19 protein-coding genes are annotated in these 21,731 nt (G+C 48.6%); 14 read left to right on the top strand and 5 right to left on the bottom strand.

From position 1 onward, the window contains the following. The first annotated feature begins 193 nt into the window (after positions 1-193). Positions 194-2,284: an excinuclease ABC subunit UvrC gene (uvrC, locus tag QP794_RS18715; protein WP_285078455.1), complete on the top strand. Its 2,091-nt coding sequence runs from the start codon at positions 194-196 to the stop codon at positions 2,282-2,284. Here the strand turns inward: uvrC and QP794_RS18710 are convergent. Then, the gene (locus tag QP794_RS18710; RefSeq protein ID WP_285078454.1) at positions 2,253-3,950 is read right to left on the bottom strand and encodes a CPBP family intramembrane glutamic endopeptidase; all 1,698 of its coding nucleotides are present in this window, start codon (positions 3,948-3,950) and stop codon (positions 2,253-2,255) included. The two genes, uvrC and QP794_RS18710, sit on opposite strands and share 32 nt — an antisense overlap. 466 nt (positions 3,951-4,416) lie before the next feature. On the opposite strand from QP794_RS18710, the gene QP794_RS18705 reads away from it, so the two are divergent. Both QP794_RS18705 and QP794_RS18700 read left to right on the top strand, forming a co-directional pair. Then, a complete protein-coding gene (locus QP794_RS18705) occupies positions 4,417-5,751 on the top strand; it encodes a TrkH family potassium uptake protein (RefSeq protein ID WP_483311927.1) in 1,335 nt (444 codons plus the stop codon). A gap of 17 nt (positions 5,752-5,768) precedes the next feature. After that, the gene (locus QP794_RS18700; RefSeq protein ID WP_024632628.1) at positions 5,769-6,440 is read left to right on the top strand and encodes a potassium channel family protein; all 672 of its coding nucleotides are present in this window, start codon (positions 5,769-5,771) and stop codon (positions 6,438-6,440) included. A 55-nt stretch (positions 6,441-6,495) separates the two neighbouring features. On the opposite strand, the gene QP794_RS18695 is transcribed toward QP794_RS18700, so the two are convergent. Beyond that, entirely contained in the window at positions 6,496-7,419 is a 924-nt protein-coding gene (locus tag QP794_RS18695) for a LysR family transcriptional regulator (protein WP_024632627.1), read from the bottom strand. A 303-nt stretch (positions 7,420-7,722) separates the two neighbouring features. Here QP794_RS18695 and QP794_RS18690 point away from each other — a divergent pair, with 303 nt between their 5' ends. From QP794_RS18690 to QP794_RS18665, 6 genes are all read left to right on the top strand, one after another. Continuing rightward, a complete protein-coding gene (locus tag QP794_RS18690; protein ID WP_024632626.1) occupies positions 7,723-8,391 on the top strand; it encodes a succinate dehydrogenase cytochrome b558 subunit in 669 nt (222 codons plus the stop codon). A gap of 42 nt (positions 8,392-8,433) precedes the next feature. Further along, positions 8,434-10,176, top strand: a complete 1,743-nt coding sequence (gene sdhA, locus QP794_RS18685; protein ID WP_024632625.1) for a succinate dehydrogenase flavoprotein subunit — start codon at positions 8,434-8,436, stop codon at positions 10,174-10,176. 352 nt (positions 10,177-10,528) lie between these two features. Further along, a complete protein-coding gene (gene sdhB, locus QP794_RS18680) occupies positions 10,529-11,293 on the top strand; it encodes a succinate dehydrogenase iron-sulfur subunit (RefSeq protein WP_285078453.1) in 765 nt (254 codons plus the stop codon). Between the two features lie 176 nt (positions 11,294-11,469). Continuing rightward, on the top strand, positions 11,470-12,411 hold the full coding sequence (locus tag QP794_RS18675; protein ID WP_024632623.1) for a metallophosphoesterase: 942 nt from the start codon (positions 11,470-11,472) through the stop codon (positions 12,409-12,411). A 39-nt stretch (positions 12,412-12,450) separates the two neighbouring features. Next, the gene (locus QP794_RS18670) at positions 12,451-13,185 is read left to right on the top strand and encodes a metallophosphoesterase family protein (protein WP_285078452.1); all 735 of its coding nucleotides are present in this window, start codon (positions 12,451-12,453) and stop codon (positions 13,183-13,185) included. Between the two features lie 180 nt (positions 13,186-13,365). After that, positions 13,366-13,998, top strand: coding sequence for a GNAT family N-acetyltransferase (locus QP794_RS18665; protein WP_285078451.1), 633 nt, complete (start codon positions 13,366-13,368; stop codon positions 13,996-13,998). A gap of 246 nt (positions 13,999-14,244) precedes the next feature. Here QP794_RS18665 and QP794_RS18660 read toward each other — a convergent pair whose 3' ends face one another. Further along, complete coding sequence (locus QP794_RS18660; protein WP_285078450.1) at positions 14,245-15,054, bottom strand: histidinol-phosphatase; 810 nt, start codon at positions 15,052-15,054, stop codon at positions 14,245-14,247. A gap of 32 nt (positions 15,055-15,086) precedes the next feature. Then, a complete protein-coding gene (locus tag QP794_RS18655) occupies positions 15,087-15,989 on the bottom strand; it encodes a LysR family transcriptional regulator (protein WP_024632619.1) in 903 nt (300 codons plus the stop codon). A gap of 448 nt (positions 15,990-16,437) precedes the next feature. Here QP794_RS18655 and QP794_RS18650 point away from each other — a divergent pair, with 448 nt between their 5' ends. The 5 genes from QP794_RS18650 to QP794_RS18630 all read left to right on the top strand — a co-directional run bounded on the left by QP794_RS18650 (position 16,438) and on the right by QP794_RS18630 (position 21,312). Then, positions 16,438-16,896, top strand: coding sequence for a chemotaxis protein CheX (locus QP794_RS18650; protein WP_024632618.1), 459 nt, complete (start codon positions 16,438-16,440; stop codon positions 16,894-16,896). A 56-nt stretch (positions 16,897-16,952) separates the two neighbouring features. Then, positions 16,953-17,726, top strand: a complete 774-nt coding sequence (locus tag QP794_RS18645; RefSeq protein ID WP_285078449.1) for an SDR family NAD(P)-dependent oxidoreductase — start codon at positions 16,953-16,955, stop codon at positions 17,724-17,726. Positions 17,727-17,938: 212 nt separating this feature from the next. Continuing rightward, positions 17,939-19,312, top strand: coding sequence for a DEAD/DEAH box helicase (locus tag QP794_RS18640; RefSeq protein WP_285078448.1), 1,374 nt, complete (start codon positions 17,939-17,941; stop codon positions 19,310-19,312). A gap of 27 nt (positions 19,313-19,339) precedes the next feature. Beyond that, on the top strand, positions 19,340-20,092 hold the full coding sequence (locus tag QP794_RS18635; protein WP_079347644.1) for an ABC transporter ATP-binding protein: 753 nt from the start codon (positions 19,340-19,342) through the stop codon (positions 20,090-20,092). A gap of 2 nt (positions 20,093-20,094) precedes the next feature. After that, a complete protein-coding gene (locus tag QP794_RS18630) occupies positions 20,095-21,312 on the top strand; it encodes an ABC transporter permease (protein ID WP_285078447.1) in 1,218 nt (405 codons plus the stop codon). Between the two features lie 159 nt (positions 21,313-21,471). Here QP794_RS18630 and QP794_RS18625 read toward each other — a convergent pair whose 3' ends face one another. Beyond that, complete coding sequence (locus QP794_RS18625; protein ID WP_218671893.1) at positions 21,472-21,603, bottom strand: YjcZ family sporulation protein; 132 nt, start codon at positions 21,601-21,603, stop codon at positions 21,472-21,474. Positions 21,604-21,731: the final 128 nt, after the last annotated feature.

Here is a 21,731-nt window from a genome sequence, read left to right as displayed (position 1 = left end):
TGGGGATAACAGCGATTGGAAGGTTGTTCTGTCATCGTAGTGTCAGTGTGAAATATCTTTTAGTTCAATTAAAATAGAAAGGAACTCATAGAAAATCCGAGGAAAATGACGATCGAAAGATGGTACTGCAATTGGAGTGGTACAGTGTAACCTTTTATTTATACTTTTTTCAGGAAGGAGGACCCACCGAATTATGGATGAATTCCTTACAAACGTGCAGGAACAGGAGAAGGCACTGGAGCAGATCCGCCACAAGTTGGCCTTGCTGCCCGACATGTCTGGCTGTTACCTGATGAAAAACAGTGAAGGTACCATTATTTATGTAGGTAAGGCCAAAGTGCTGAAGAATCGCGTAAGATCTTATTTTATCGGCAGTCATAATGGGAAGACCCAGCGCCTGGTGTCCGAAATCCGTGATTTCGAATATATCGTTACTGGCAGTAACATGGAAGCGCTCATTCTGGAGTGTAACCTGATCAAAAAACATATGCCGCGGTATAACGTGCTGCTCAAGGATGACAAGACATTTCCTTACCTTAAAATTACGAATGAAAAGCATCCCCGGCTCGAAGTGACCCGGCGTGTGCTCAAAGATAAAGCCAAATACTTCGGACCTTATCCGAACTCGTATGCGGCACACCAAACGAAAAAGCTGCTTGACCGGATGTATCCGCTGCGCAAATGCGGCGTAATGCCAAAGGAAGTTTGCCTGTATTACCATATGGGTCAGTGTCTGGCTCCATGTGTTCAAGAAGTGGGCAAGGAGCAGTATGATGAGATCTCCCAGGAGATCAGTTCCTTTCTGAGCGGCGGGCATGAAGAGATCAAGAAGGATTTGCAGCGCAAAATGCAGGAAGCGGCTGAGGACCTTTATTTTGAACGTGCCAAAGAGCTTCGGGATCAGGTTATCGCCATTGACGCGATGATGGAAAAACAGAAAATTACGATGGCGGACGCCAGAGACCGCGACGTATTTGGTTTTGCCATTGATAAAGGCTGGATGTGTGTCCAGATTCTATATATGCGTCAAGGGAAAATGATCGAACGTCACGTATCAACATTCCCGTTTTACGGTGAGGCATACAGTGATTTTATGTCTTACGTGACCCAGTACTATAGTGATAATCCAGCATTGCCGCAAGAAATTTTACTGCCGGAAATGCCGAAGAATCTGGAAGATGGTGAAGTCAACGAGGATGCTGTATCTGATGCTGATGGAGCGCGATCTGCGGCCGTGACAGCTGAGTCAGAACAGACAGCACGGTTAACACAAGATTCAACTATGGAGCCACGTGTTGCCGAATCCCGTGCATCTTATGGAGATATCCAGCCAGAGGTAGATTCAGAAGAAGCTTCGATGGTCATTCAGGACAACGCTGTTGCTGAGGCGGATGTATTGGCTGATAAACAGTCCCCAGGCCTCGAAGATCCTTCTCAGGTCGCAGCTGCATTGCAGGAATGGCTTGAAATCAAAGTCCACATCCCGCAGCGTGGGTTGAAACGGCAGATGATTACGATGGCGGTAGATAACGCACGCGTAGCGTTGGAGGAGAAATTCCGTCTGATCGAGCGCAACGAAGAGCGAACCTCAAAGGCCTCGGAAGGCTTGGGACGTTGGATTGGCCTGGATCAGCTGCGCCGGATCGAAGCGTTTGATAACTCAAACATCCAGGGAACCAATCCGGTATCGGCGATGATTGTATTTACCGATGGCAAACCGGATAAGAAAGAATACCGCAAGTATAAAGTGCGCTCGGTAGAAGGGCCAGATGATTATGAAACGATGCGAGAAGTTATCCGCCGCCGTTACGAGCGGGTGCTGAAAGAAAACTTGACCCAGCCTGACCTGATTGTTGTCGATGGAGGCAAAGGCCAGATTTCGGCCGCCGTGGACATTTTGGAGAATGAATTGGGATTGTTTATTCCGGTATGTGGTTTGGTGAAGGATGCGAAGCACAAAACCTCGCAACTAATGATCGGCAATCCGCCGGAAGTCATTTCCTTGCCACGTGACAGTCAAGAGTTCTACCTGTTGCAGCGGATTCAGGAAGAGGTCCACCGTTTTGCAATTTCGTTCCACCGGGAGCAGCGCGGAAAATCGATGGTGACTTCCCGTCTGGATGCTATTCCAGGGATCGGTGAAAAGCGGCGCAAGCTGCTGCTGAAGCATTTTGGCTCTTTACGCAAAATAAAAGAGGCCAGCGTCGAAGACTTCCGGCCTCTATCTATTGGTGACAAGCTTGCGAATCAGATTATTGCAGCACTTCGTGATGAGGAGTCGTAACATACGGCTTCTCTTTTTTGTTTGGATTAAATTTGTAAATGACATAACCAACGATCCCCGGAAGTACAATCCAGAAGAGTCCGGCGGAGATGTTGAGCACATCACCCATAAAGATCAGGCTGAGCCCCATCAGCAGGCTGTCAAAGATAACATGTGCGAATACAACGGCAATGAAGCCGTGCCGCAGCATGATCAGACTGAACAAGAGTCCAATGACTGTCAGTTCAATCGGACGTGTAATGACCGGATAGATTGGATATAAGGTGTGGCCCAGTGCCCAGATCAATGTTGGGATGAGGCAGGCAATGAACGTATTGCGTACTACCTTCTGCATCATGCGAATTCCGAACAAACGATAGACTGTTTCCTCACCAATCCCGGCCATCCAGGCCATAATCGGGAAGATCCAGGCATAACTCATGTTGTACGTGGACTGATCAGCCGATGTTGTCGACCAACTTCCAATACTCCGCTCCAAAATAAAGAACAGTACAGATTGCACGCCCAGCAGAATTAAGGCCCATAGGTAACCTGTATACATACTGTGCAGCACATATTTTCCGTATCCGGGCTCTTTGGCTCGAGGCCAAGGATTCAGTCCGATTTTGCGCCACATGCCGTCACCGGCAACGAGCGAAAGATAGATGGTTGCACTCATGACCAGCGTGATCCCCGCCTGCATGACCATTAGGAAGGTCAACATAAAGTTCGATAGCCCTTGCGCCTGAAATAGCGGCATCATGTTCAGTGTGCCAATCACGGAAGCCGCAAAGTACACCAGGGACAAGACAATTCCGCGTTTGAACGACGTATGTGCTCTCGTCAGAATACTGTAGATGATCGCGAGCACGCCCAGCACAAAGGTCAGAAAAGCATAACCACCGTAAGTCATCCAGTTGGCTTGGCGGGTCTGATTTTGTACATAATCGGTATGGGAGACAGGGACCGAGAAGACCGATTCAAAGGAGCGGACGGCTCCGTTTTCAAACGTAAAGTTTAGTTCCAGCTTGGAATCTCCAATTTGCTTTTCATTATCCGTGTATTTCAGTCCCGCTTCTTCTTCACGGGTGTCCAGCTGAAGTTTCGGTACATTATACCCGAATTCGCCAAGTACACCAGTGGCTAGCTGCTCTTTCTCATTTAAAGAAAGGTTATCTTCGGCTAAACGTTGGGCAGCATTCACTTTACTTTTGTCCTGCTCAGCCTCAATGGATGCATACAGGGAAGAAGGGAGCTCACGTTTGAAGCCGACCACTTTTCCTGTTCTCATATGTACGTCAACATTCAAATAACCGCCTTTGTCCTGATCGGGCAAACGAACGCGGTACACATCGTAAGGATAGGTTGTTTCCCATTTCTTATTATAGGTTTCTAACTGTTTGGTTTTGGCCATATACCCATAGATATCGGAATGGGTTTGGTAGGTCACCAACTCGTTTCCAGTCTTCGTCGGCAGGGTATAATCGGGTAGAGAAGCTGCAAAAGATCGTGCCGACTCCGCCGCTTTCTCCTTGCTTATGAAGGATGTAGACTGGATATCAGTCGTTTGCGATGAGGTGGCAGGGAAGATTTGAAAAACAAAAAACAGAATCAGGCCAATCGCCGCAAGCAACCCTAAACGCTTGAAGTTAGCTTTGAGTACCAAAGGCTGCCCTAAGGGATTCATTTAATATTGTTCCTCCTTTATTAATATGGATATTAAAGTAAAGATAGCACAGCCCAAGCCCCGAATGCCAATGGTGAAACGAGAAGCGGTGCAAATGCATGAAAACGAATGAAAATGATCGAAACAATCTGATCTATCCGTCGCCATATCTGAGTTTTTCCCTTTTTGACGGAATTCGATGCTATTTACACAAAAATCGTTTTGTATACAAACGCCTCAGCGCTTATAATTTTGAATCAAATGTCCAATATTCCGCATGTCTTTTGGCTAACAAGGGAACGAATAGAATGTATTCCAACCTAATGTTATGTGATTCAACGATAATTCATACATGTTTACGCTCCGAAATGGAGCTTTCCAAGTGCTTGGGTATAACGAAGAGCGTTATGGAAAAGCGCTTCGGAGAAAGGCTCCACGTCGTGGAGTCATTTTCTTTTTGGCAGAGGTGGATGATACTCAAGTGAAAATGAATGTACAATGGATGCGGCTATCGCCACCCCGAATTCTGGTCCTCGGGTTCGCAGGTATTATATTGCTTGGGACACTTCTGCTGATGCTTCCGGCATCCAGTCGAAGCGGGGTCAGCCTTCCTTTTATTGATGCGCTCTTCACCGCGACTTCAGCAGTCTGTGTAACAGGGCTGGTTGTCGTGGACACGGGAACTCACTTTTCGACGCTGGGGCAGGTCGTGATTGCAATCCTGATTCAAATTGGCGGACTCGGCTTTATGACGATGTCCACACTGGTGGCCATTGCATTCAAACGACGCATCTCTCTACGTGAGCGCTTGATTTTACAAGAGGCGATGAACCAGAGCACGATGGAAGGGATCGTCCGCCTTATTCGAAAGGTTGTAGTCTACTCGCTCATACTAGAAGGCATATGTGGCACACTGTTTGCCATTCGCTGGTCGTTTGATATGCCGCTAGGGCAGGCAATATATTATGGATATTGGCATGCCATCTCCATGTTTAACAATGCTGGGTTCGACATGTTTGGAGAATTCCGCAGCTTAACCGGGTATGTGTATGATCCGCTCGTCAATTTTACAGCTATGTTCCTGATTGTTTCCGGCGGCATTGGCTTTGTTGTTCTGTCTGATCTGGTGGAGTATCGGAGGACGAAGAAGCTGTCACTGCACTCTAAGGTGGTGCTGCTGACGACAGGATTGTTAATCGTATTTGGTGCACTGGTTATTTTTGTATTTGAATTCAGCAATCCCCGTACATTAGGTGGCCTGAACTGGGGTGGCAAAATATTGGGTTCATTTTTCCAGTCCATCACGCCGCGAACAGCTGGTGCTAATACGTTAGACATCGCCGGGCTGAGGCAGGCAACGCAATTTTTCATCATTATATTAATGTTTATCGGGGCTTCTCCAGGTTCCACAGGAGGCGGGATCAAAACGACCACCTTTATGATTATGATCGGGGCTGTTGTCGCAATGATTCGTGGGAGGGAAGATATCGTCTTTTTCAGGTTCCGGCTCTTACAGGAACGGATTTTCAAAGCATTGACGATTACGCTCCTTGCACTGTTGATGATTATCGCGGTTACGATGGTGCTCAGTACAACGGAAGACAGCAGTTTTCTGACGATTTTATTTGAGACGACATCAGCTTTTAGTACGGTTGGTTTGTCTATGGGACTTACGCTGAAGCTGACCACGATCGGCAAGATTTTGATCTGTTTCACCATGTTTGCAGGGCGTCTTGGGCCGATTACACTCGCGTATGCACTTGGACAGAAAAAGGGTAAAGAATTGTACAGGTATCCGGAAGGCAAAATGATTATTGGATAAGGGGTTCGTGAAGAACAATGAAAACACAGCAGTTTGCGGTGATTGGGCTTGGGCGCTTTGGCTCCAGCCTGGCACAGGAATTAATGGAACTTGGATATGAAGTGCTGGGTATCGATAAAAATGAAGAAGTCGTCGATGACATGAGTGAATTGGTCACCCATGCCGTCGTCGCGGATTCGACGGATGAGGAAGTGCTGCGCTCCCTGGGTATCCGCAATTTTGACTGCTGTATCGTTGCCATCGGGGCGGATATCCAGACCAGTATTCTCACTGCCATTTTACTGAAGGAACTCGGTGTGAAAACGGTTGTGGCCAAAGCCATTTCGGTTCTTCATGGACGTGCACTGGACAAGCTGGGGATCGATCGTGTCGTTTATCCAGAGCGTGACATGGGAATCCGGGTTGCCCACCAGCTTGTTACCCCGAATCTGCTGGATTATATCGAATTGTCCGATGATTACAGTATTGTGGAGATGAAGGTTCCAGCCTGTCTGCATAATAAAACGCTATCCACGCTTAATGCACGAGTGCGCTTTGGTTGCAGCATTGTAGCTTTGCAAAAGGAAGCCGGGGTCATTATTGCCCCGACTGCACTGGACTCGCTCCAGATGGGTGACATTATGGTCATTATCGGTATGAATGATGACATTGATCGGTTTGAGGAAGAAGTGATCAGCCAGGAGAGCTGATTCCTTGAAACGGAAAGATGACTGCTGAGCGTGGAGCTCAGCTAATATATAAATGCTAAGGCGTCGTAGTCCTCCGTGAGGGCAGCGGCGCCTTTGCTGTAAAGAGCGCAGCCGTTTCCCTGACCCACTGTCTGGAGGTTTGGCTGAGGTTTTCCTTTTCCCCGTAGATCATGCAGGTCGTACGCCGTGTCTGTTGCAGCTGAGGCAGATATACAGAGACGAGATCATTATCCGCAAGCAATTGAGGGCGGAGATATGACTTGGGAAGCAGTGCTGCGGCTTTGCAGGTAGGCAGAAGGCGGACAATCGCTTCAAAGGAATCAATCTCCATGCGAATATCCGGCATCACGGCGCAGCGCTGGAAGAGGTCGTCGGTTAATTTGCGGTACCATGTCCCTTTGGAGAACGTAATCATCGGCAGGTCCTGCAAATGCTCCATTCCGGCCTCCTTGCCGGACAATGGATGCGTCAATGGTACAACCAGCTCCAGATGATCATCGAAGAGCGGCACACAGTTCAGACCGGCCTCGCTAATAGAAGACGCAACGATGCCCACATCCGCTTTTTTATCCCGGACAAAAGAGACAATTTCATGCGTTTTTCCTGTCACCAGCTTAATCTCCGCATTTGGATGTTTCTCCATAAAGGCATTAACCAGCGGAGGCAATGTAGTTTGAAGTGTCGTCAGACTGGCCCCAAGCGTAATTGAGCTCTGCTCTTCGTCCTTATACTGCGCCAGCATGGTCAGAAATTTCTGCTGCTGCTGTTTCTGCTCTATCGCGAAAGTGTAGGCGACCTGACCTACGCTGGTTAATTCGAGTCGTTTACCACGGCGATGAAAGAGCGCCACCCCGAGTTCATCCTCCAATTTGGCGATTTTGCGTGATAGTGCGGGCTGTGAAAGATTCAGCAATTTCGATGCACGGTTCAGACTGGACTGCTCCACAACCGCCGCAAATGCGTTTAATTCCTCGAACATGAGCACTAACCTCTTTTCTAATGAAGGTACTTTGCGTGAGGCATCTCCTTGTCAAATATTTCTCCATGTTGTATGGCCTGCACGACCGATGTTTATAACTTATACCTATAGGTTATAACATTTAATAATTATATTGCAATTCCCTTATAAGAAAAAAAGGAGTAACATGAACCGTGACACAAGTTGTTCACACCTGAAGAAAACGGAACAATTTGTCGAACCTTTCCGTGGGGAAGGTTTGTGTCATGATATGTGAAATTATTTATGAAAACGTTGTATTTAGCGAAAGGGGATCGACATTTTATGAAAGGGTTTTACTCCAGAAAGCTGCACTCCTTGCTTGGCGTCATTCCGCTCAGTCTGTTTTTTGTTGAGCATCTGGTGACGAACTTCTCGGCAGTTGAAGGCGGCAAAGAAGGCTTTAACGGTGCTGTTGCATTTCTGAACAGTCTGCCACTCGTCATTGTTCTTGAAACGCTTCTCATCTGGCTGCCGCTGTTCTATCACGGTGTATATGGTTTATACATTGCCTATCAGGCCAAGCCAAACGTGGGACGTTTTGGCAACGAGCGCAACTGGCGTTATACGTTGCAGCGCGTCAGCGGTGTTATTACGTTTGTGTTCGTTATCTGGCACATTTGGGAGACTCGTTTCCAGGTTGCGCTGGGGAACGTTACACACGAAGAGCTTGGCGGTGTCATACATGACATCGTGATGAATCCGGTGACGTTTATTTTATATCTGATCAGTGTGGTTGCGGCATCCTATCACTTTGCTAACGGCTTGTGGTCGTTCCTGGTTAGCTGGGGGATTACCGTCGGTCCGCGTGCGCAGCGTGTATCTTCCTACATCTGCATGAGCTTGTTTGCCATCGTAGCCATCATGTTTATTGTATCGCTGCTTGCTTTCCGGAGCATGGATTTCCAGGTAGCGACTTCAATGATTGACGCAGTTAAGACAGTTCTGATTTAAGCATTTAGACTTAAATGCTGAATTATAAGGGAGTGAACAGCAATGGCATCATCTAATATAATTATTGTGGGCGGCGGTCTCGCGGGGTTGATGGCGGCGATCAAATCGGCTGAAGCCGGAGTCCATGTTCATTTATTTTCACTGGTTCCTGTTAAAAGATCGCACTCCGTATGTGCCCAAGGCGGCATCAACGGTGCGGTAAATACCAAGGGTGAGGGCGACTCCCCGTGGGTACACTTTGACGATACGGTATACGGCGGCGACTTCCTCGCGAATCAGCCTCCGGTCAAAGCAATGTGTGAAGCAGCACCAGGTATCATTCACCTGATGGACCGGATGGGAGTAATGTTCAACCGGACACCGGAAGGTTTACTTGATTTCCGTCGTTTCGGCGGCACGAAGCATCACCGTACAGCGTTTGCCGGTGCAACGACAGGACAACAATTGCTCTATGCGTTAGATGAGCAAGTACGTCGCTGGGAAGCAGCGGGTCTCGTTACGAAGTATGAGAACTGGGAGTTCCTGCAGGCTGTTGTAGATGACGAAGGCACCTGCCGCGGGATTGTAGCACAGGATCTGAAAACGATGAAGGTACAAACGTTCCCGGCAGAAGCGGTTATTCTGGCGAGCGGTGGCCCTGGCATTATTTTTGGTAAAACAACCAACTCGGTTATCAATACAGGTACTGCTGCAAGTGCGGTGTATCAGCAAGGTGTAAATTACGCGAACGGTGAGTTCATTCAGATTCACCCGACAGCCATTCCAGGCGACGACAAGCTGCGTCTGATGTCCGAATCGGCTCGTGGTGAAGGTGGACGGATCTGGACGTATAAAGACGGTAAGCCTTGGTACTTCCTTGAAGAAAAGTATCCGTCATACGGTAACCTTGTTCCTCGTGATATCGCGACGCGCGAAATTTTCAGCGTCTGCGTGGATATGGGCCTCGGCGTGAACGGCGAGAACATGGTATACCTCGACTTGTCACACAAAGATCCGAAGGAGCTGGATGTGAAGCTCGGCGGAATCATTGAGATCTACGAGAAGTTCATGGGTGATGACCCGCGCAAAATTCCGATGAAAATCTTCCCGGCAGTCCATTATTCCATGGGCGGCATGTGGGTAGATTATAACCAAATGACCAACATTCCAGGACTGTTCGCAGCCGGTGAATGTGAATACCAATATCATGGTGCGAACCGTCTGGGTGCGAATTCTCTGGTATCGGCAATCTACGGTGGTATGGTGGCTGGACCGAAAGCGGTTGAATATATCAAAGGACTCAAAAAATCGTCCGCAGATATCAGTTCTTCCGTATTCGATGGTTATACTAAGCGCCAAACCGATAAGTATGAAGGCATCCTGAACATGCAGGGAAGTGAAAACGCCTATGTCATTCACAAAGAGCTTGGCGAATGGATGACAGCGAACATGACCGTTGTACGCTACAACGATAAACTGGAAGCCACTATCGGCAAGATCAAGGAATTGAAAGAGCGTTACGGCAAAATCAATATGTACGACACTTCCGGTTGGAACAACCCGGGTGCGGCATTTACCCGTCAGCTGTGGAACATGCTTGAACTGGCAGAAGCGATGACTCTGGGCGCACTGTTGCGTAACGAAAGCCGCGGAGCGCATTACAAACCGGACTTCACTGAACGGAACGACGAGGAATTCCTGAAAACCACGATCGCAAGCTGGTCGAAGGAAGGTCCAAAAATTTCGTACGAGCCTGTAGACGTTTCCCTCATCCCACCACGGATCCGGGACTACTCGAAGGATTAAGTAAAGCAAAATTTTGGCCTATTAATAAAGTTAAAAACGGAGCAGGCAGAAGAATACTAAAGAAGCGAAGCATTCGCCAAGCTTCTCAAAGTTACTGCCAACCAGAATGAATTATTGCAACTTTCAGTAAAGTGACTCCATAAGCACGACGTAGCGGAGGAGACGGAAATGTCCTGAAGAAGCGAAGCGCCCGCCTTTGATACCCCATTTTATTCAATAGAGATTCTTTCACTAAAATTGGGGGAGCAACAGCGGTCGGAAGGACATTCCGTTGACGGAGCGCCTGCCGTGCTCAAAACGTCACTTTACGCAACAGCAATCAATCATCGTCACCAAAGGAGGGGACAACGATATGGCGGACACAGCTACAGCCCAAAAAACCGTCAAGTTTATCATCACCCGTCAGGACAGCCCGGAGTCATCTTCGTACAACGAAGAGTTTGAGCTCCCGTACCGTCCCGGCATGAACGTTATTAGCGCCCTGATGGAGATCCAACGGAACCCGGTTAATACGGAGGGCAAGTCTATTGCCCCGGTCTGCTGGGAATCGAACTGTCTCGAAGAAGTCTGTGGAGCATGCTCCATGGTCATCAACGGCAAACCGCGTCAAGCGTGTGCAGCCCTGATTGATAAGCTCGAACAACCGGTTCGCATCGAACCGATGAAAACCTTCCCGGTGGTTCGTGACCTCGTCATTGACCGTACCCGGATGTTTAACGCCCTGAAACGGGTTAAAGCTTGGATTCCGATTGATGGTACCTATGACCTTGGTCCAGGTCCGCGGATGCCGGAGAAGAAGCGTCAGTGGGCTTACGAGCTATCCAAATGTATGACATGTGGTGTATGCCTCGAAGCATGCCCGAACGTGAATGAAAAAACAGACTTTATCGGTCCGGCTGCTCTTTCTCAGGTACGTCTGTTCAATGCTCACCCAACAGGAGAGATGAACGCTGATGACCGCCTGGAAGCACTTATGGAAGATGGAGGTATTGAGGGCTGTGGGAACTCGCAGAACTGCGTGCGCTCTTGTCCAAAAGGTATTCCATTGACTACTTCCATTGCCGAAATGAACAAACAAACGACCAAACACATGTTCAAACGCTGGTTGGGCGTGTAATCTAGTCATATAAAATGCAGAACTTCAATCTGCACCATTAGAAGAAGTCGTGATCCTAGGCGCTTGTAGCCCAAGAACACGGCTTCTTTTTCTGTATACTCAGAGGAACCGGGCTAGTCATGCAGAATATGGTATACTAAGGAGATGGATTTGGAGCGGAAGAAGGAGGGGGACGCATGGGAGAAACACCGCGTGAGGGCAGCAAGATCTCGCCGCCCCGGCGCTCACAGTATGGATCTGATTCGGAGAACCCCATTTTCCCTGGAGAAGAAAAGGATCACGATCCCTCCCGGCGCAGTTTTTTGCTGCGCATGATCTTGATGACGGCGAGTGCCAGTTTGCTCACAGGAGGATATGCCTGGTTATGGGAGCCGCGTCATTTGGAAATCAAGCACGTTGAATTGAAATTACCCAAGTTTCCAAAAGCATTCGAGGGACTGCGTGTGATTCAGTTCAGTGATGCTCATCTTGGATTCCATACGGGGCTGAAACAAATGGAGAAGCTGGCTGAAACGATACGGGAACAGCAGCCTGATCTGATTTGTTTTACCGGAGATATGGTTGAACGGGAAGCAGAACCGATGCGTGAATGTATTCCTGTACTTGCCTCGATGCAAGCGAAGTATGGCAAATATGCCGTATTAGGGAATCATGATTATCGTGGCCAGCAGCAGCATGAAGTGGAGCTGATGTTCAAGGAGGCCGGATTCACGTTGCTCCGAAACAGCCATGTTTTGATTGAACGCGGGGATTCACGTATTGCGATAGCAGGGTTGGATGACGCGCTTACGGGCAGACCTGATCCTCTTGCAGCAATCAAGGGATTGAGTAGAGAGGTCTGGAAACTGCTGCTTATGCATGAGCCCGATTATGCAGACATTGCAGCACCTTACGGTTTCGGACTACAGCTCTCCGGACACAGTCATGGCGGGCAGGTGCGTTTTCCCTGGATTGGGGCGCTGACTACACCGAGAGGTTCACTCAAGTATATTCAAGGGTTATATTACGCAGGGGATAAGCATATGCCAGTCTATGTGAACCGTGGCTTTGGCATGACCCAACTTCCGATCCGCTTTTTGTGCAGGCCGGAATTGACTGTTTTTGAGTTAAAGGGTTAACAACATAAAGAATATAGAGCATAGAGGGAGGTTAGCCAGATGGAACGAATTGCGATTGTATCCGATATTCATGGCAACATGACTGCTTGGGAAGCGGTATTAAACGATATTCGGAGTCGCGGATTGAAGCGAATCTTTTGTCTTGGCGACCTCGTTGGCAAGGGACCGGACCCGGTACAGGTTGTGGATCTGGTAAGAGAGACATGTGAGCAAGTCATCCGTGGCAACTGGGATGAGCTGGTTGCGGTTAATTCGGACAATGAGAATTTCACTTGGCAAGCGAAGCGGCTGGGTAAGGAGCGATTGACATATTTGAAGAGCTTGCCGTTTAGCCACCAATTAGAGCTGAGTGGTCGGAAGATCCGCCTGGTGCATGCATCTCCCCAAAGTGTATATCACCGCGTACAGCCGTGGGATGAGATTGGGAAGAGGTTAGCCATGTTTGATCCTCCGGCAGACGAGCCTGAGCTCGGTGTGGCGGATGTCGTAGGATATGGGGATGTGCATAACGCATTCTTGCAATTTCTGAATGGGAAAATGTTGTTCAATGCAGGCAGCGTGGGTAACCCGCTTGATTTGACCCAGGCTTCATACTGTATTCTAGAAGGAGAGAACAGCAGTGATCGGAACACGCCATTCAACCTTCAATTTGTAAGGGTACCTTATGATATTGAACAGGAAGTACAGACTGCTCAGCAGGCCCAGGTGCCCTCACTTGATTTCTATATCCGAGAGCTTCGCACAGGTGTCTATCGCGGGCTGCAAACGGATTAGTGATTTCAGGAATAAATTGCTGTAATGAATTGGCATACTAATGTTCGGGCTACTGAGCGGAGTGTAGTTGAGTATATTGATGTATCGTCGTTTATCCATGTATTCTATTTGCGCCGGATCATCCTCAGAGCATGCTTGTCTTACCGGACTAGAACCCGTTAGGCAAAAGGAGCGATTGTCATGCTGACCCGAAAAATGCTGGGCCAAGGATTGCCTGCTTTGTGGACAGAGCGCCTTGTTCTTCGATCATTACGTCAGAGTGATTACAGCACGTTGTCGGAGCTGTTTTCCGACCCACAGGTGATCCGTTATGTAAACAGGGGAAGTCAGCCCACGCCAATCCGGGCTCGGCGATTATTGAATCAGATTCGCAGCAGCAGCGCCAAGCTGGATTCACTGCATTACGGCATCTGCTGGAAAGGCAGTGAGCAGATCATTGGCATCACTTCATTCCAACATTGGAATGACAAGAATGGTACCGCACAGATCGGATACATCTTGAACAGGTCCTGCTGGGGCAAGGGAGTCGCGACTGAGGCAGTACAGCGTTTGCTGGAATTCGGTTTTGCCGAGCTTAATTTGTCCAAAGTGGAAGCCCGCTGTTACGAGGCAAATGTTTCATCCGAACGAGTGCTCTGCAAGAGCGGCATGAGTTATGAACGAACCCTGCCCTCGTTTGTTTTGAATCATGAGGATGGTGAGACGCCGGATACTCTGCTGGATGTTAAGGTGTATAGTCTGTGTCGTGAACAGCATGTCCGTTCTCATTGGGAAAATCGCCTGCAAACGTTGGTATCCGACAAGCACGAGTAACATAGAATAAAATGAAACAGCAGAGGGTTGAAACGAACTTCAATCATTTGTTACACAAATGAAATATAGCTGCAATTGAACTCTAACAGACAGCGGGTAAACTTATCTCATGACCCCCTTTTTGATAATAGATAATGCTGTTGGGACCCGCTGTTTGCGGGTCCATTTTTTTTATTAGGAAACAAACCGAAAACCCCCACAGCGTGCTGATTCACGCCATGAGGGTTTTATTGTGATGCTATATGATTAAAACGGTACAACTTGCATCTGTTTCTGTTTAAAGTATACCCATTCCGTAAACCCGATCTCTTGCAGACGTGTACGAACGTCATCCAGTTCATCGGCAACACGCTGTGGTTTGTGGGCATCCGATCCGAAGGTCACCTTCACTCCGTAATGATGCGCACGCTCCAGAATGGCATCTGACGGGTACCAGCCACCACTGAGCTTGGTTTTACCCGACGTATTAATTTCAATGGCCACGTTCGATTCTGCAATGACCTGCAACGTTTCGTCAACGGCTTGATCCGCGATAATGTCCGAGAAAGGTGGATAATTTCCTTTCATCGCATCAATATGTCCAAGGATCTGGAACATGCCGCTTCGGGCTGACTGCCGAATCAATGCATAATAACTTTCTTTCACTTCCACCTTACGTGCATCGCTTAAACCATTCCAGCGGGTTTTGTTGAATATGCTGACATCTTCCGTGTGATGAACTGAACCAATAATATAATCAAAAGGATATTGCCCCAGCGTACTGCGATACAATTCGGCATGAATAGGGAAATAATCGGATTCGATGCCAAGCAGCACATCAATTTTGCCTGTGTATTCTTCCTTCAGAGCAAGTACTTCTTCCACGTAATGATGCAATTCCGACTTGCCCATCGCAATCCGGGGAAAAGCCTGCTCTGCGTCACTGCCAAAGTAAGGTGTATGATCCGAGATACCGATGACCTGAAGTCCAGCTTGAATACCTGCCTCAATATAGTCTCGAATATTGCCGTCCGCATGACCACAACGAAAATGATGGGTGTGAAGATCAAATTTCATATGGAAATCCTTCCTTTCTCATGGCTCATTTATCATTCTGAACTGATGAACTGGGTCTCCGGCATGCCTTTGAGATCGCTCAGGAATTGCTGCATGGCCGAATTGAGATAACGACTTGATTTGTAAATGACTCCGACAGGGTGACTGACCTCCAGTTCACTGAGTGGAATCATGCGCAGTGTGCCTTGCCGCAACTCATGGGCAACGGATTGTTTGGATATGACGGCTGCCCCGAGATTGATCTCAACCATCCGCTTCACTTCCTCGCTGCTCGACAACTCCATGACGATATTGGGCTCAATGTTATGTTTCTTAAAAATGCCTTCCGTAAAGCGGCGCCCCACCGTATCCGGGGATAGCAAAATCAGAGGTGTACTGCGCAGGACATCCACCGCAGCATGCTTTTGCTTCGCCAGCGGATGGAATGGAGACACTACAAGTTCGAACGTATCATAATACAGCACGGACGTATTCAGGTTAGGATTACGCTCCGTGAGATAACCGATACCGATATCAACCATACCATTCTCGACCTGGGTATAGATCTGTGAGGAGGGCAGGGATTGGATACTGGTCTTGATAAGTGGAAATTGATCCTGAAAGTAAGATAACACCCGTGGCAAAATCTGAATGGCAATGGACGTCGTTGTGCCGAGTCTGATATGTCCCTGAGGGGTCTCATCGAGATCCATCAGTTTTTGTTTCAGCTCACCCACGATGTCCAGCATACGTTCGGCATGTTGCAGAAACACCTGTCCACGATCGGTGAGGGTTACCGGCTGGTTACGATCAACAAGAACGGTCCTGAATTCATCCTCCAGGCTTTTGATCTGGGCCGAAACGGCAGGCTGGGTCAGATTTAGAAGTTCTCCGGCTTTGCGGAAACTCATCGTTTTCGAGATCGTAATCAGCGTCTCCAGTTGACTGATATTCATGTATGGCCTCCTTGCACGTAAAATGTCTTCTGTCTATCCATAGTGGAATCCCGTAACTGGTCATTGCTTGCGTTCCTTAAATTATAGGTGATTCAGGACAGCAGGGCAATGAAGGGAACATCATGGATTTGGGGAGGTCCATAAGAACGAGAAATTAATTTTATTTCAAGAAAATAAAATTTTTAATATTTTAAGAAACAGTAAAAAAGTCCTAAATACCTTTTGCCATGCCCCTCCGTGGCAATTGTTTTTGCAACAGATGCGAAAAGCCTTGTTTTTTCGCTAGAATCAGCTATAAACATTTCCCCCGCGGATGACGATAAATTATATTACACATGCCTTACCGAATTCTTGGTGAATTCTTGTACGTGATAAAGTATAATAAATTTATTGAATATGGGACTTTTGGTGTGTGACCAATAACCCAGTGTAAGGGGGACATTAGACAGTGAAAGCGGAAGTGATTAATCCTTTCCTGGAATCCGCACGGAACGTATTCGAACAGCTCATCCAGGTTTCGCCTTCCACCGGGAGTCTTGGCGTGAAAAATGTGGAGTACATTGCAGACCATGTCTGGATCGTGATCGGAATGACTGGACAACTGAGCGGAAACATTGTGTTTGGAATACAAGAGTCGGTTGCATTGAAAATTGTTTCTGCCATGATGGGCGGTTTTGTCATTACAGAAATGGACGAAATGAGTAAAAGTGCTATTTCGGAACTTGGCAATATGATTAGCGGCAATGCAAGTACCATCCTGTCTAATCAGGGTGTCGTTGTTGATATTACACCTCCACAAGTGATGAATTCTGAATATGTGGCTTCCTTTAGTGCAACGAAGGCGTTGAGCATTCCTTTGCTGATGGACGGAATTGGTGAGATGGATATTCAAGTGATGATCTCGTAGAATAGAACCATACGCCTCTAGGGGCAATATGTGTTCAATACGGGAGGACATCGGGTATGCTGAAAGATCAGGTTGTTTTTATCACAGGTGCGTCGAGCGGAATTGGTGCGCTCTGTGCGCAGATGCTGATAGAAGAAGGAGCCATCCCGATTCTGGCTGCCCGCTCGCGGGACAAGCTGGAGGAGATTGGTGCTTCGCTGAAAGGGCAACACGAACTACTCACATTAGATGTAACGAATGATGAGCAGGTTCAAACAGCCGTGAATGCGATGTTGCAGAAATACGGACGAATCGATATTTTGCTGAATAACGCGGGTTACGGAAAATTTGCGGCGATGACGGATATGTCTGTGCAGGAATTCGATGAGATGATGGACGTGAATTACATGGGCATTGTCCGCTGCACCAAGGCAGTGTTGCCGCAGATGCTGCAACGAGGCAGAGGACAAATTGTAAATGTAGCTTCCATGGCTGGCAAGATTGGAACTGCAAAATCCGCTTCATACACGGCGACCAAACATGCCGTACTTGGCTTCAGCAATGCCCTGCGCCAGGAACTTCGCAAATCCGGAGTCACGGTAACGACCATTAATCCCGGACCTATCGATACACCGTTCTTCCAACGGGCGGATCCCTCCGGTAACTATGTTAATAATGTACGCTGGATGATGCTGAAGCCGGAAGAGGTTGCGGGGCATATGATCCGGGCGATGAAGAAGCGCAAGGAAGAAGTGAATCTGCCCAGACTGGCTTCGGCTGGTGTGTGGCTGTATCAGCTATTTCCGCGTCTTGCTGACAGGCTGTCGCACGGTGTAATGAATCAGAAGTAAGATGCAACAGTGGGCATCACATATCGGATGAAAGAAGGGCTCCGCCGAGGGGCTTTTCTTTTTTTTGTCTGTAAAGGTATGTTTCGTGAATAAGATTTGGTCCGCAGGCTTTTTTCGCATATAATGAAAGGTAATGTGATGACAGGCTTCGGTTATATTAGTACAAGCAGGGCTAGAGCATCAAAACGAATAAATTTAAAGGATGGACATACATGACGAATCAAACATTTGCTTCAATTGGCGTAGAACAGGATCTTGAGGCTATACTCGCCAGACATGGCATCAACGAACCTTCACCGGTGCAGGCACAGACGATACCGGTTATTCTGGAAGGTCGCGATGTGGTTTCAAAATCTCAGACGGGAACAGGCAAGACGCTCGCCTATCTGCTGCCACTGCTGCAATCCATCAAAAGTGATGTGAAAGGCACACAGAAGCTCATTATAGCTCCGACGCAAGAGCTGGCGATGCAGATTGTACGCGAGGCACAGCGGTATGGAGAAGAACGTAAAATCGGCGTTCTGGGACTCATTGGCGGTGCAGCGGTAAAACGTCAGATCGAAAAGCTGCGTGAACATCCCGAACTGGTTGTGGGAACGCCAGGACGACTGAAGGAATTGATCACGCTGAAAAAGCTGAAAATGCACAACGTCTCCACAATCGTTATTGACGAGGCAGACCAGGTATTTCAGCTCGGCGGAGTAAGCGACGTGGACTTCGTATTACGCAGTGCCCTGCGCGACCGTCAACTCATTTTCCTGTCCGCAACGATCGATGAACATACCGCTGGACTCGCGAAGCGGGAGATGAAAGAGCCGGTACAGATCGGTATTGAACCGGACCGGGCAACCGCAGCGGGACTTGAGCATTTTTATTTTGTGGAAGAAAACCGTAACAAAATCGATATGCTGCGACGTCTGGTTAGACAATATAACCCGGATCGTGCCATCGTCTTTGTGAATGCTACCGAGGATATTGGCGAGGTTGAAGCGAAAATGAATCATCTGGGCTTCTCTGCAGCTGCGCTGTATGGAGACGCCGACAAAGTGACCCGCAGCAATGTGCTATCCGCTTTCCGCAATGGCAAACTGCAACTGCTGATCGCGAGCGAGGTCGCAGCCAGAGGACTGGACATTGAAGGTCTGCCGATGGTCATTAACTATGACCCTGCATTTGATTCGGAACACTATGTTCACCGCGCAGGCAGAACAGGCCGCATGGGTCGCAGCGGCATCGTGTTGTCGATCGTGGATGAAACGCAAATTTTCATTATGCGCAAGTTTGCGCGGGAACTTGGAATCGAATTGCCGGAACGTGTATTGTTCGGGGGGAAAGTGCTCGAGGCTGATCCGCGCCCGGATACGCGGCCTGAAGGGCATTCCTTCTCCAGAAAACCAGGGCAGTCCCGGGATCGTAAGCCTGGTCAGGCCAGCCGCAATGGTGGCGCCAGAGCTGCTGTATCGAATCAACGCCCGACGGGTGGCAAGCCAGCTGGCAATGCAGGCAGAACAGAACGGGACCAGGATCGCAAGAACAAGGGCGCTCCCAAATGGAGCAAAGGCAAAGAGCCACACGCTGAAGAATAAAACCTGACGAAAGAGGTGCAGGGATAGATGGAAAACGTTCAACCGCCCGTATTGAAAATCAACGGGCTAAGCGGAGGATACAGTGCCAAGCGGCCGGTCCTCCACGGCATCGATCTGGAAGTTGGACGTGGAGAGATGGTCGGACTGATCGGATTAAACGGTGCTGGCAAAAGTACGACGATGAAGCATATTTTAGGGTTAATGACCCCTCAGCAGGGTGAAGTGCGGGTCATGGGCAAGAAGCGGGACGAAGATCCACAGGTATATCAATCTGCCATGGCCTTTGTACCGGAATCTCCCGAGCTGTATGACGAAATGACGGTCATGGAGCATCTGGAGTTTACAGCCAGAGCATACGGTGTTTCGGAGGCTGATTTCAAACAACGTACGGAGAAGCTGCTGAAATTGTTCCGCATGAATGAGAAAAGTACCAGTCTGTCCACCCACCTGTCCAAGGGTATGCGGCAAAAGGTCATGATCATGTGTGCTTTTGTGGCAGGTCCGCCACTTTACATCATTGATGAGCCTTTCCTGGGACTTGACCCACTTGGGATCCGCTCTTTGCTTGATTTCATGCTCGAAATGAAAGCGTCGGGATCTTCCATTTTGCTCAGTTCACACATTCTGTCCACCATTGAAAATTACTGTGACCGTTTCATTGTTCTACACCGGGGACAGGTCATTGCTCAAGGGACGCTGAATGAGCTGCGTACTCAATTCGGGGAATCGAATGCCACGCTGGAGCATATGTTCTATTCCCTTGTACAGGGCAGGGATTAAGCATGGATCTCAAGCAGCTATGGAAGCAAAGACGCACGGGATTCTGGAATGGAATTCTTCCTTACCTGGGTTATGTCATTCAGAGCGGCGTAGCCATGGTGTTCTTATTTCTCGTCATTGCGTTCTCCGCCTGGTATACATCGTTTGTACAGCATATTCCGGCGGGATTCCCGATTCGCTGGATTACGCTGCTGTTGCTGGCACCACTGGTGCTGTTTAGCAGCTATCGTACATATCTGCATCCGGCTGACATCGTATTTTTACGTCCGCAGGAATATCGGATGCACGAATATCTGAAGAACAGCTTCGCCCGTGGCATCATCTATAAAACCCTGGGCATGCTCTTCATATTCATTACGCTGTGGCCGCTCTATGTTCGAGCGGATCAGGATGCAAGGCCATTTGGCTGGTTTATCCTGCTGCTGCTGCTGTGGAAAGGGCTGTCCAGCTATGGGGCATGGCAAGAGCTGCGCATGGTGCAGATCGGTGCAACCAGAGGATATCGTTTGCTCCGATGGGCACTTGCTGTGCTTGCGGTTGCGGCCTGGTTGTGGCAGCCTCCACAGCGCAGCATCTGGTTCCTGCTGCTGCTGGCTGTTGTCTATATCGTTGCCCTGCGTGTTCCTCTGAAACATCGGGTTTCATGGGAACGTCTTATCCAGGTAGAGCAGGGCCAGGCTGGACGAGTGATGCGAACGTTGGGCTGGTTTGTCGATGTACCTTCATCAGGCCAGAAAGTAACTTCTCGCCGCTGGCTTAGCAAATGGGGGAGTGGCCTCCCCTGGAATGCAGGGAAAGCTTACCGCTATCTGATTACCAAAACATTTATCCGAACTGAAGTGTTCTCGATTGTTGTACGCCTGGTCGTACTCGGAATGTTGTTGTCCTGGTGGACGGCAGGCACTTATTTCGGTATAGGTGTCTACCTGTTCTTCCTGCTGCTTGCAGGTGTGCAACTGGGTGCGCTGCGCCGCAGTCATAGTGAGTCGTTCTGGATTATGATATATCCTATCTCGGGAGAGAGTCGTCGTTCCCAGGTGCTGGGCTTCATCTCGAATCTGCATGCAATGGTTGCCTTACTTATGTGGCTGCCGATGCTCGCTGCGGGAGTGAGTGGACTAGGCATGACTGGAGCGGCATTGGTCCTTGGCGCGCTGGTGATCTATTTGATGCGACGTTCTCAGGGCAATAAGTGGTTGAAGGAAGAAGAGGATGAATGAACGGTCGAGCATCTGCCAGTTAGCGTCCATTGGCGATGCCGATCAGCAATTCTATTGAAACATAACAGAAAGACGGGTATTCCGAGCTGTATCTCGGAATACCCGTCTTTCTATTAGAATCAGCTTACCTTGTTCCGACTCATGTTGAGGACGTATGGACTAACAGAGGAACGATTTAGTGATAATGACGAGCAAGATAAACAGAACGAGAATGGCACCTGTATTTGTAAATCCTCCTCCGAAACCGCCGCAACCATAACCGCCTCTTGTTTCTTCAACAACTCCAGACATTGGTCATTCCCCTTTCAAGTGGTGTTAGGCACGCCCTTGCGTACATCGTATATTATGTACCGTGGAGGTAGGCTGATTGGGCCGTTGCCCGGTACAGCTTCAAAATCATCGTTTTGGGCATTTGCCCC

Source organism: Paenibacillus sp. UMB7766-LJ446 (genome assembly GCF_030226665.1).
Classification (GTDB): domain Bacteria; phylum Bacillota; class Bacilli; order Paenibacillales; family Paenibacillaceae; genus Paenibacillus; species Paenibacillus vandeheii.
Note: the sequence above shows the minus strand (reverse complement) of the source record. Positions and strands in the feature narration are given on the sequence as shown.

Coding starts and splice junctions, on each gene's coding strand:
- QP794_RS18695 (WP_024632627.1), bottom strand. CDS start 7,419: ATGTTCGAGGAATTAAACGCATTTGCGGCGGTTGTGGAGCAGTCCAGT.
- QP794_RS18625 (WP_218671893.1), bottom strand. CDS start 21,603: ATGTCTGGAGTTGTTGAAGAAACAAGAGGCGGTTATGGTTGCGGCGGT.
- QP794_RS18645 (WP_285078449.1), top strand. CDS start 16,953: ATGCTGAAAGATCAGGTTGTTTTTATCACAGGTGCGTCGAGCGGAATT.
- QP794_RS18635 (WP_079347644.1), top strand. CDS start 19,340: ATGGAAAACGTTCAACCGCCCGTATTGAAAATCAACGGGCTAAGCGGA.
- QP794_RS18675 (WP_024632623.1), top strand. CDS start 11,470: ATGGGAGAAACACCGCGTGAGGGCAGCAAGATCTCGCCGCCCCGGCGC.
- QP794_RS18655 (WP_024632619.1), bottom strand. CDS start 15,989: ATGAATATCAGTCAACTGGAGACGCTGATTACGATCTCGAAAACGATG.
- sdhB (WP_285078453.1), top strand. CDS start 10,529: ATGGCGGACACAGCTACAGCCCAAAAAACCGTCAAGTTTATCATCACC.
- QP794_RS18705 (WP_483311927.1), top strand. CDS start 4,417: ATGAATGTACAATGGATGCGGCTATCGCCACCCCGAATTCTGGTCCTC.
- QP794_RS18710 (WP_285078454.1), bottom strand. CDS start 3,950: ATGAATCCCTTAGGGCAGCCTTTGGTACTCAAAGCTAACTTCAAGCGT.
- sdhA (WP_024632625.1), top strand. CDS start 8,434: ATGGCATCATCTAATATAATTATTGTGGGCGGCGGTCTCGCGGGGTTG.
- uvrC (WP_285078455.1), top strand. CDS start 194: ATGGATGAATTCCTTACAAACGTGCAGGAACAGGAGAAGGCACTGGAG.
- QP794_RS18660 (WP_285078450.1), bottom strand. CDS start 15,054: ATGAAATTTGATCTTCACACCCATCATTTTCGTTGTGGTCATGCGGAC.
- QP794_RS18670 (WP_285078452.1), top strand. CDS start 12,451: ATGGAACGAATTGCGATTGTATCCGATATTCATGGCAACATGACTGCT.
- QP794_RS18665 (WP_285078451.1), top strand. CDS start 13,366: ATGCTGACCCGAAAAATGCTGGGCCAAGGATTGCCTGCTTTGTGGACA.
- QP794_RS18700 (WP_024632628.1), top strand. CDS start 5,769: ATGAAAACACAGCAGTTTGCGGTGATTGGGCTTGGGCGCTTTGGCTCC.
- QP794_RS18640 (WP_285078448.1), top strand. CDS start 17,939: ATGACGAATCAAACATTTGCTTCAATTGGCGTAGAACAGGATCTTGAG.
- QP794_RS18690 (WP_024632626.1), top strand. CDS start 7,723: ATGAAAGGGTTTTACTCCAGAAAGCTGCACTCCTTGCTTGGCGTCATT.
- QP794_RS18630 (WP_285078447.1), top strand. CDS start 20,095: ATGGATCTCAAGCAGCTATGGAAGCAAAGACGCACGGGATTCTGGAAT.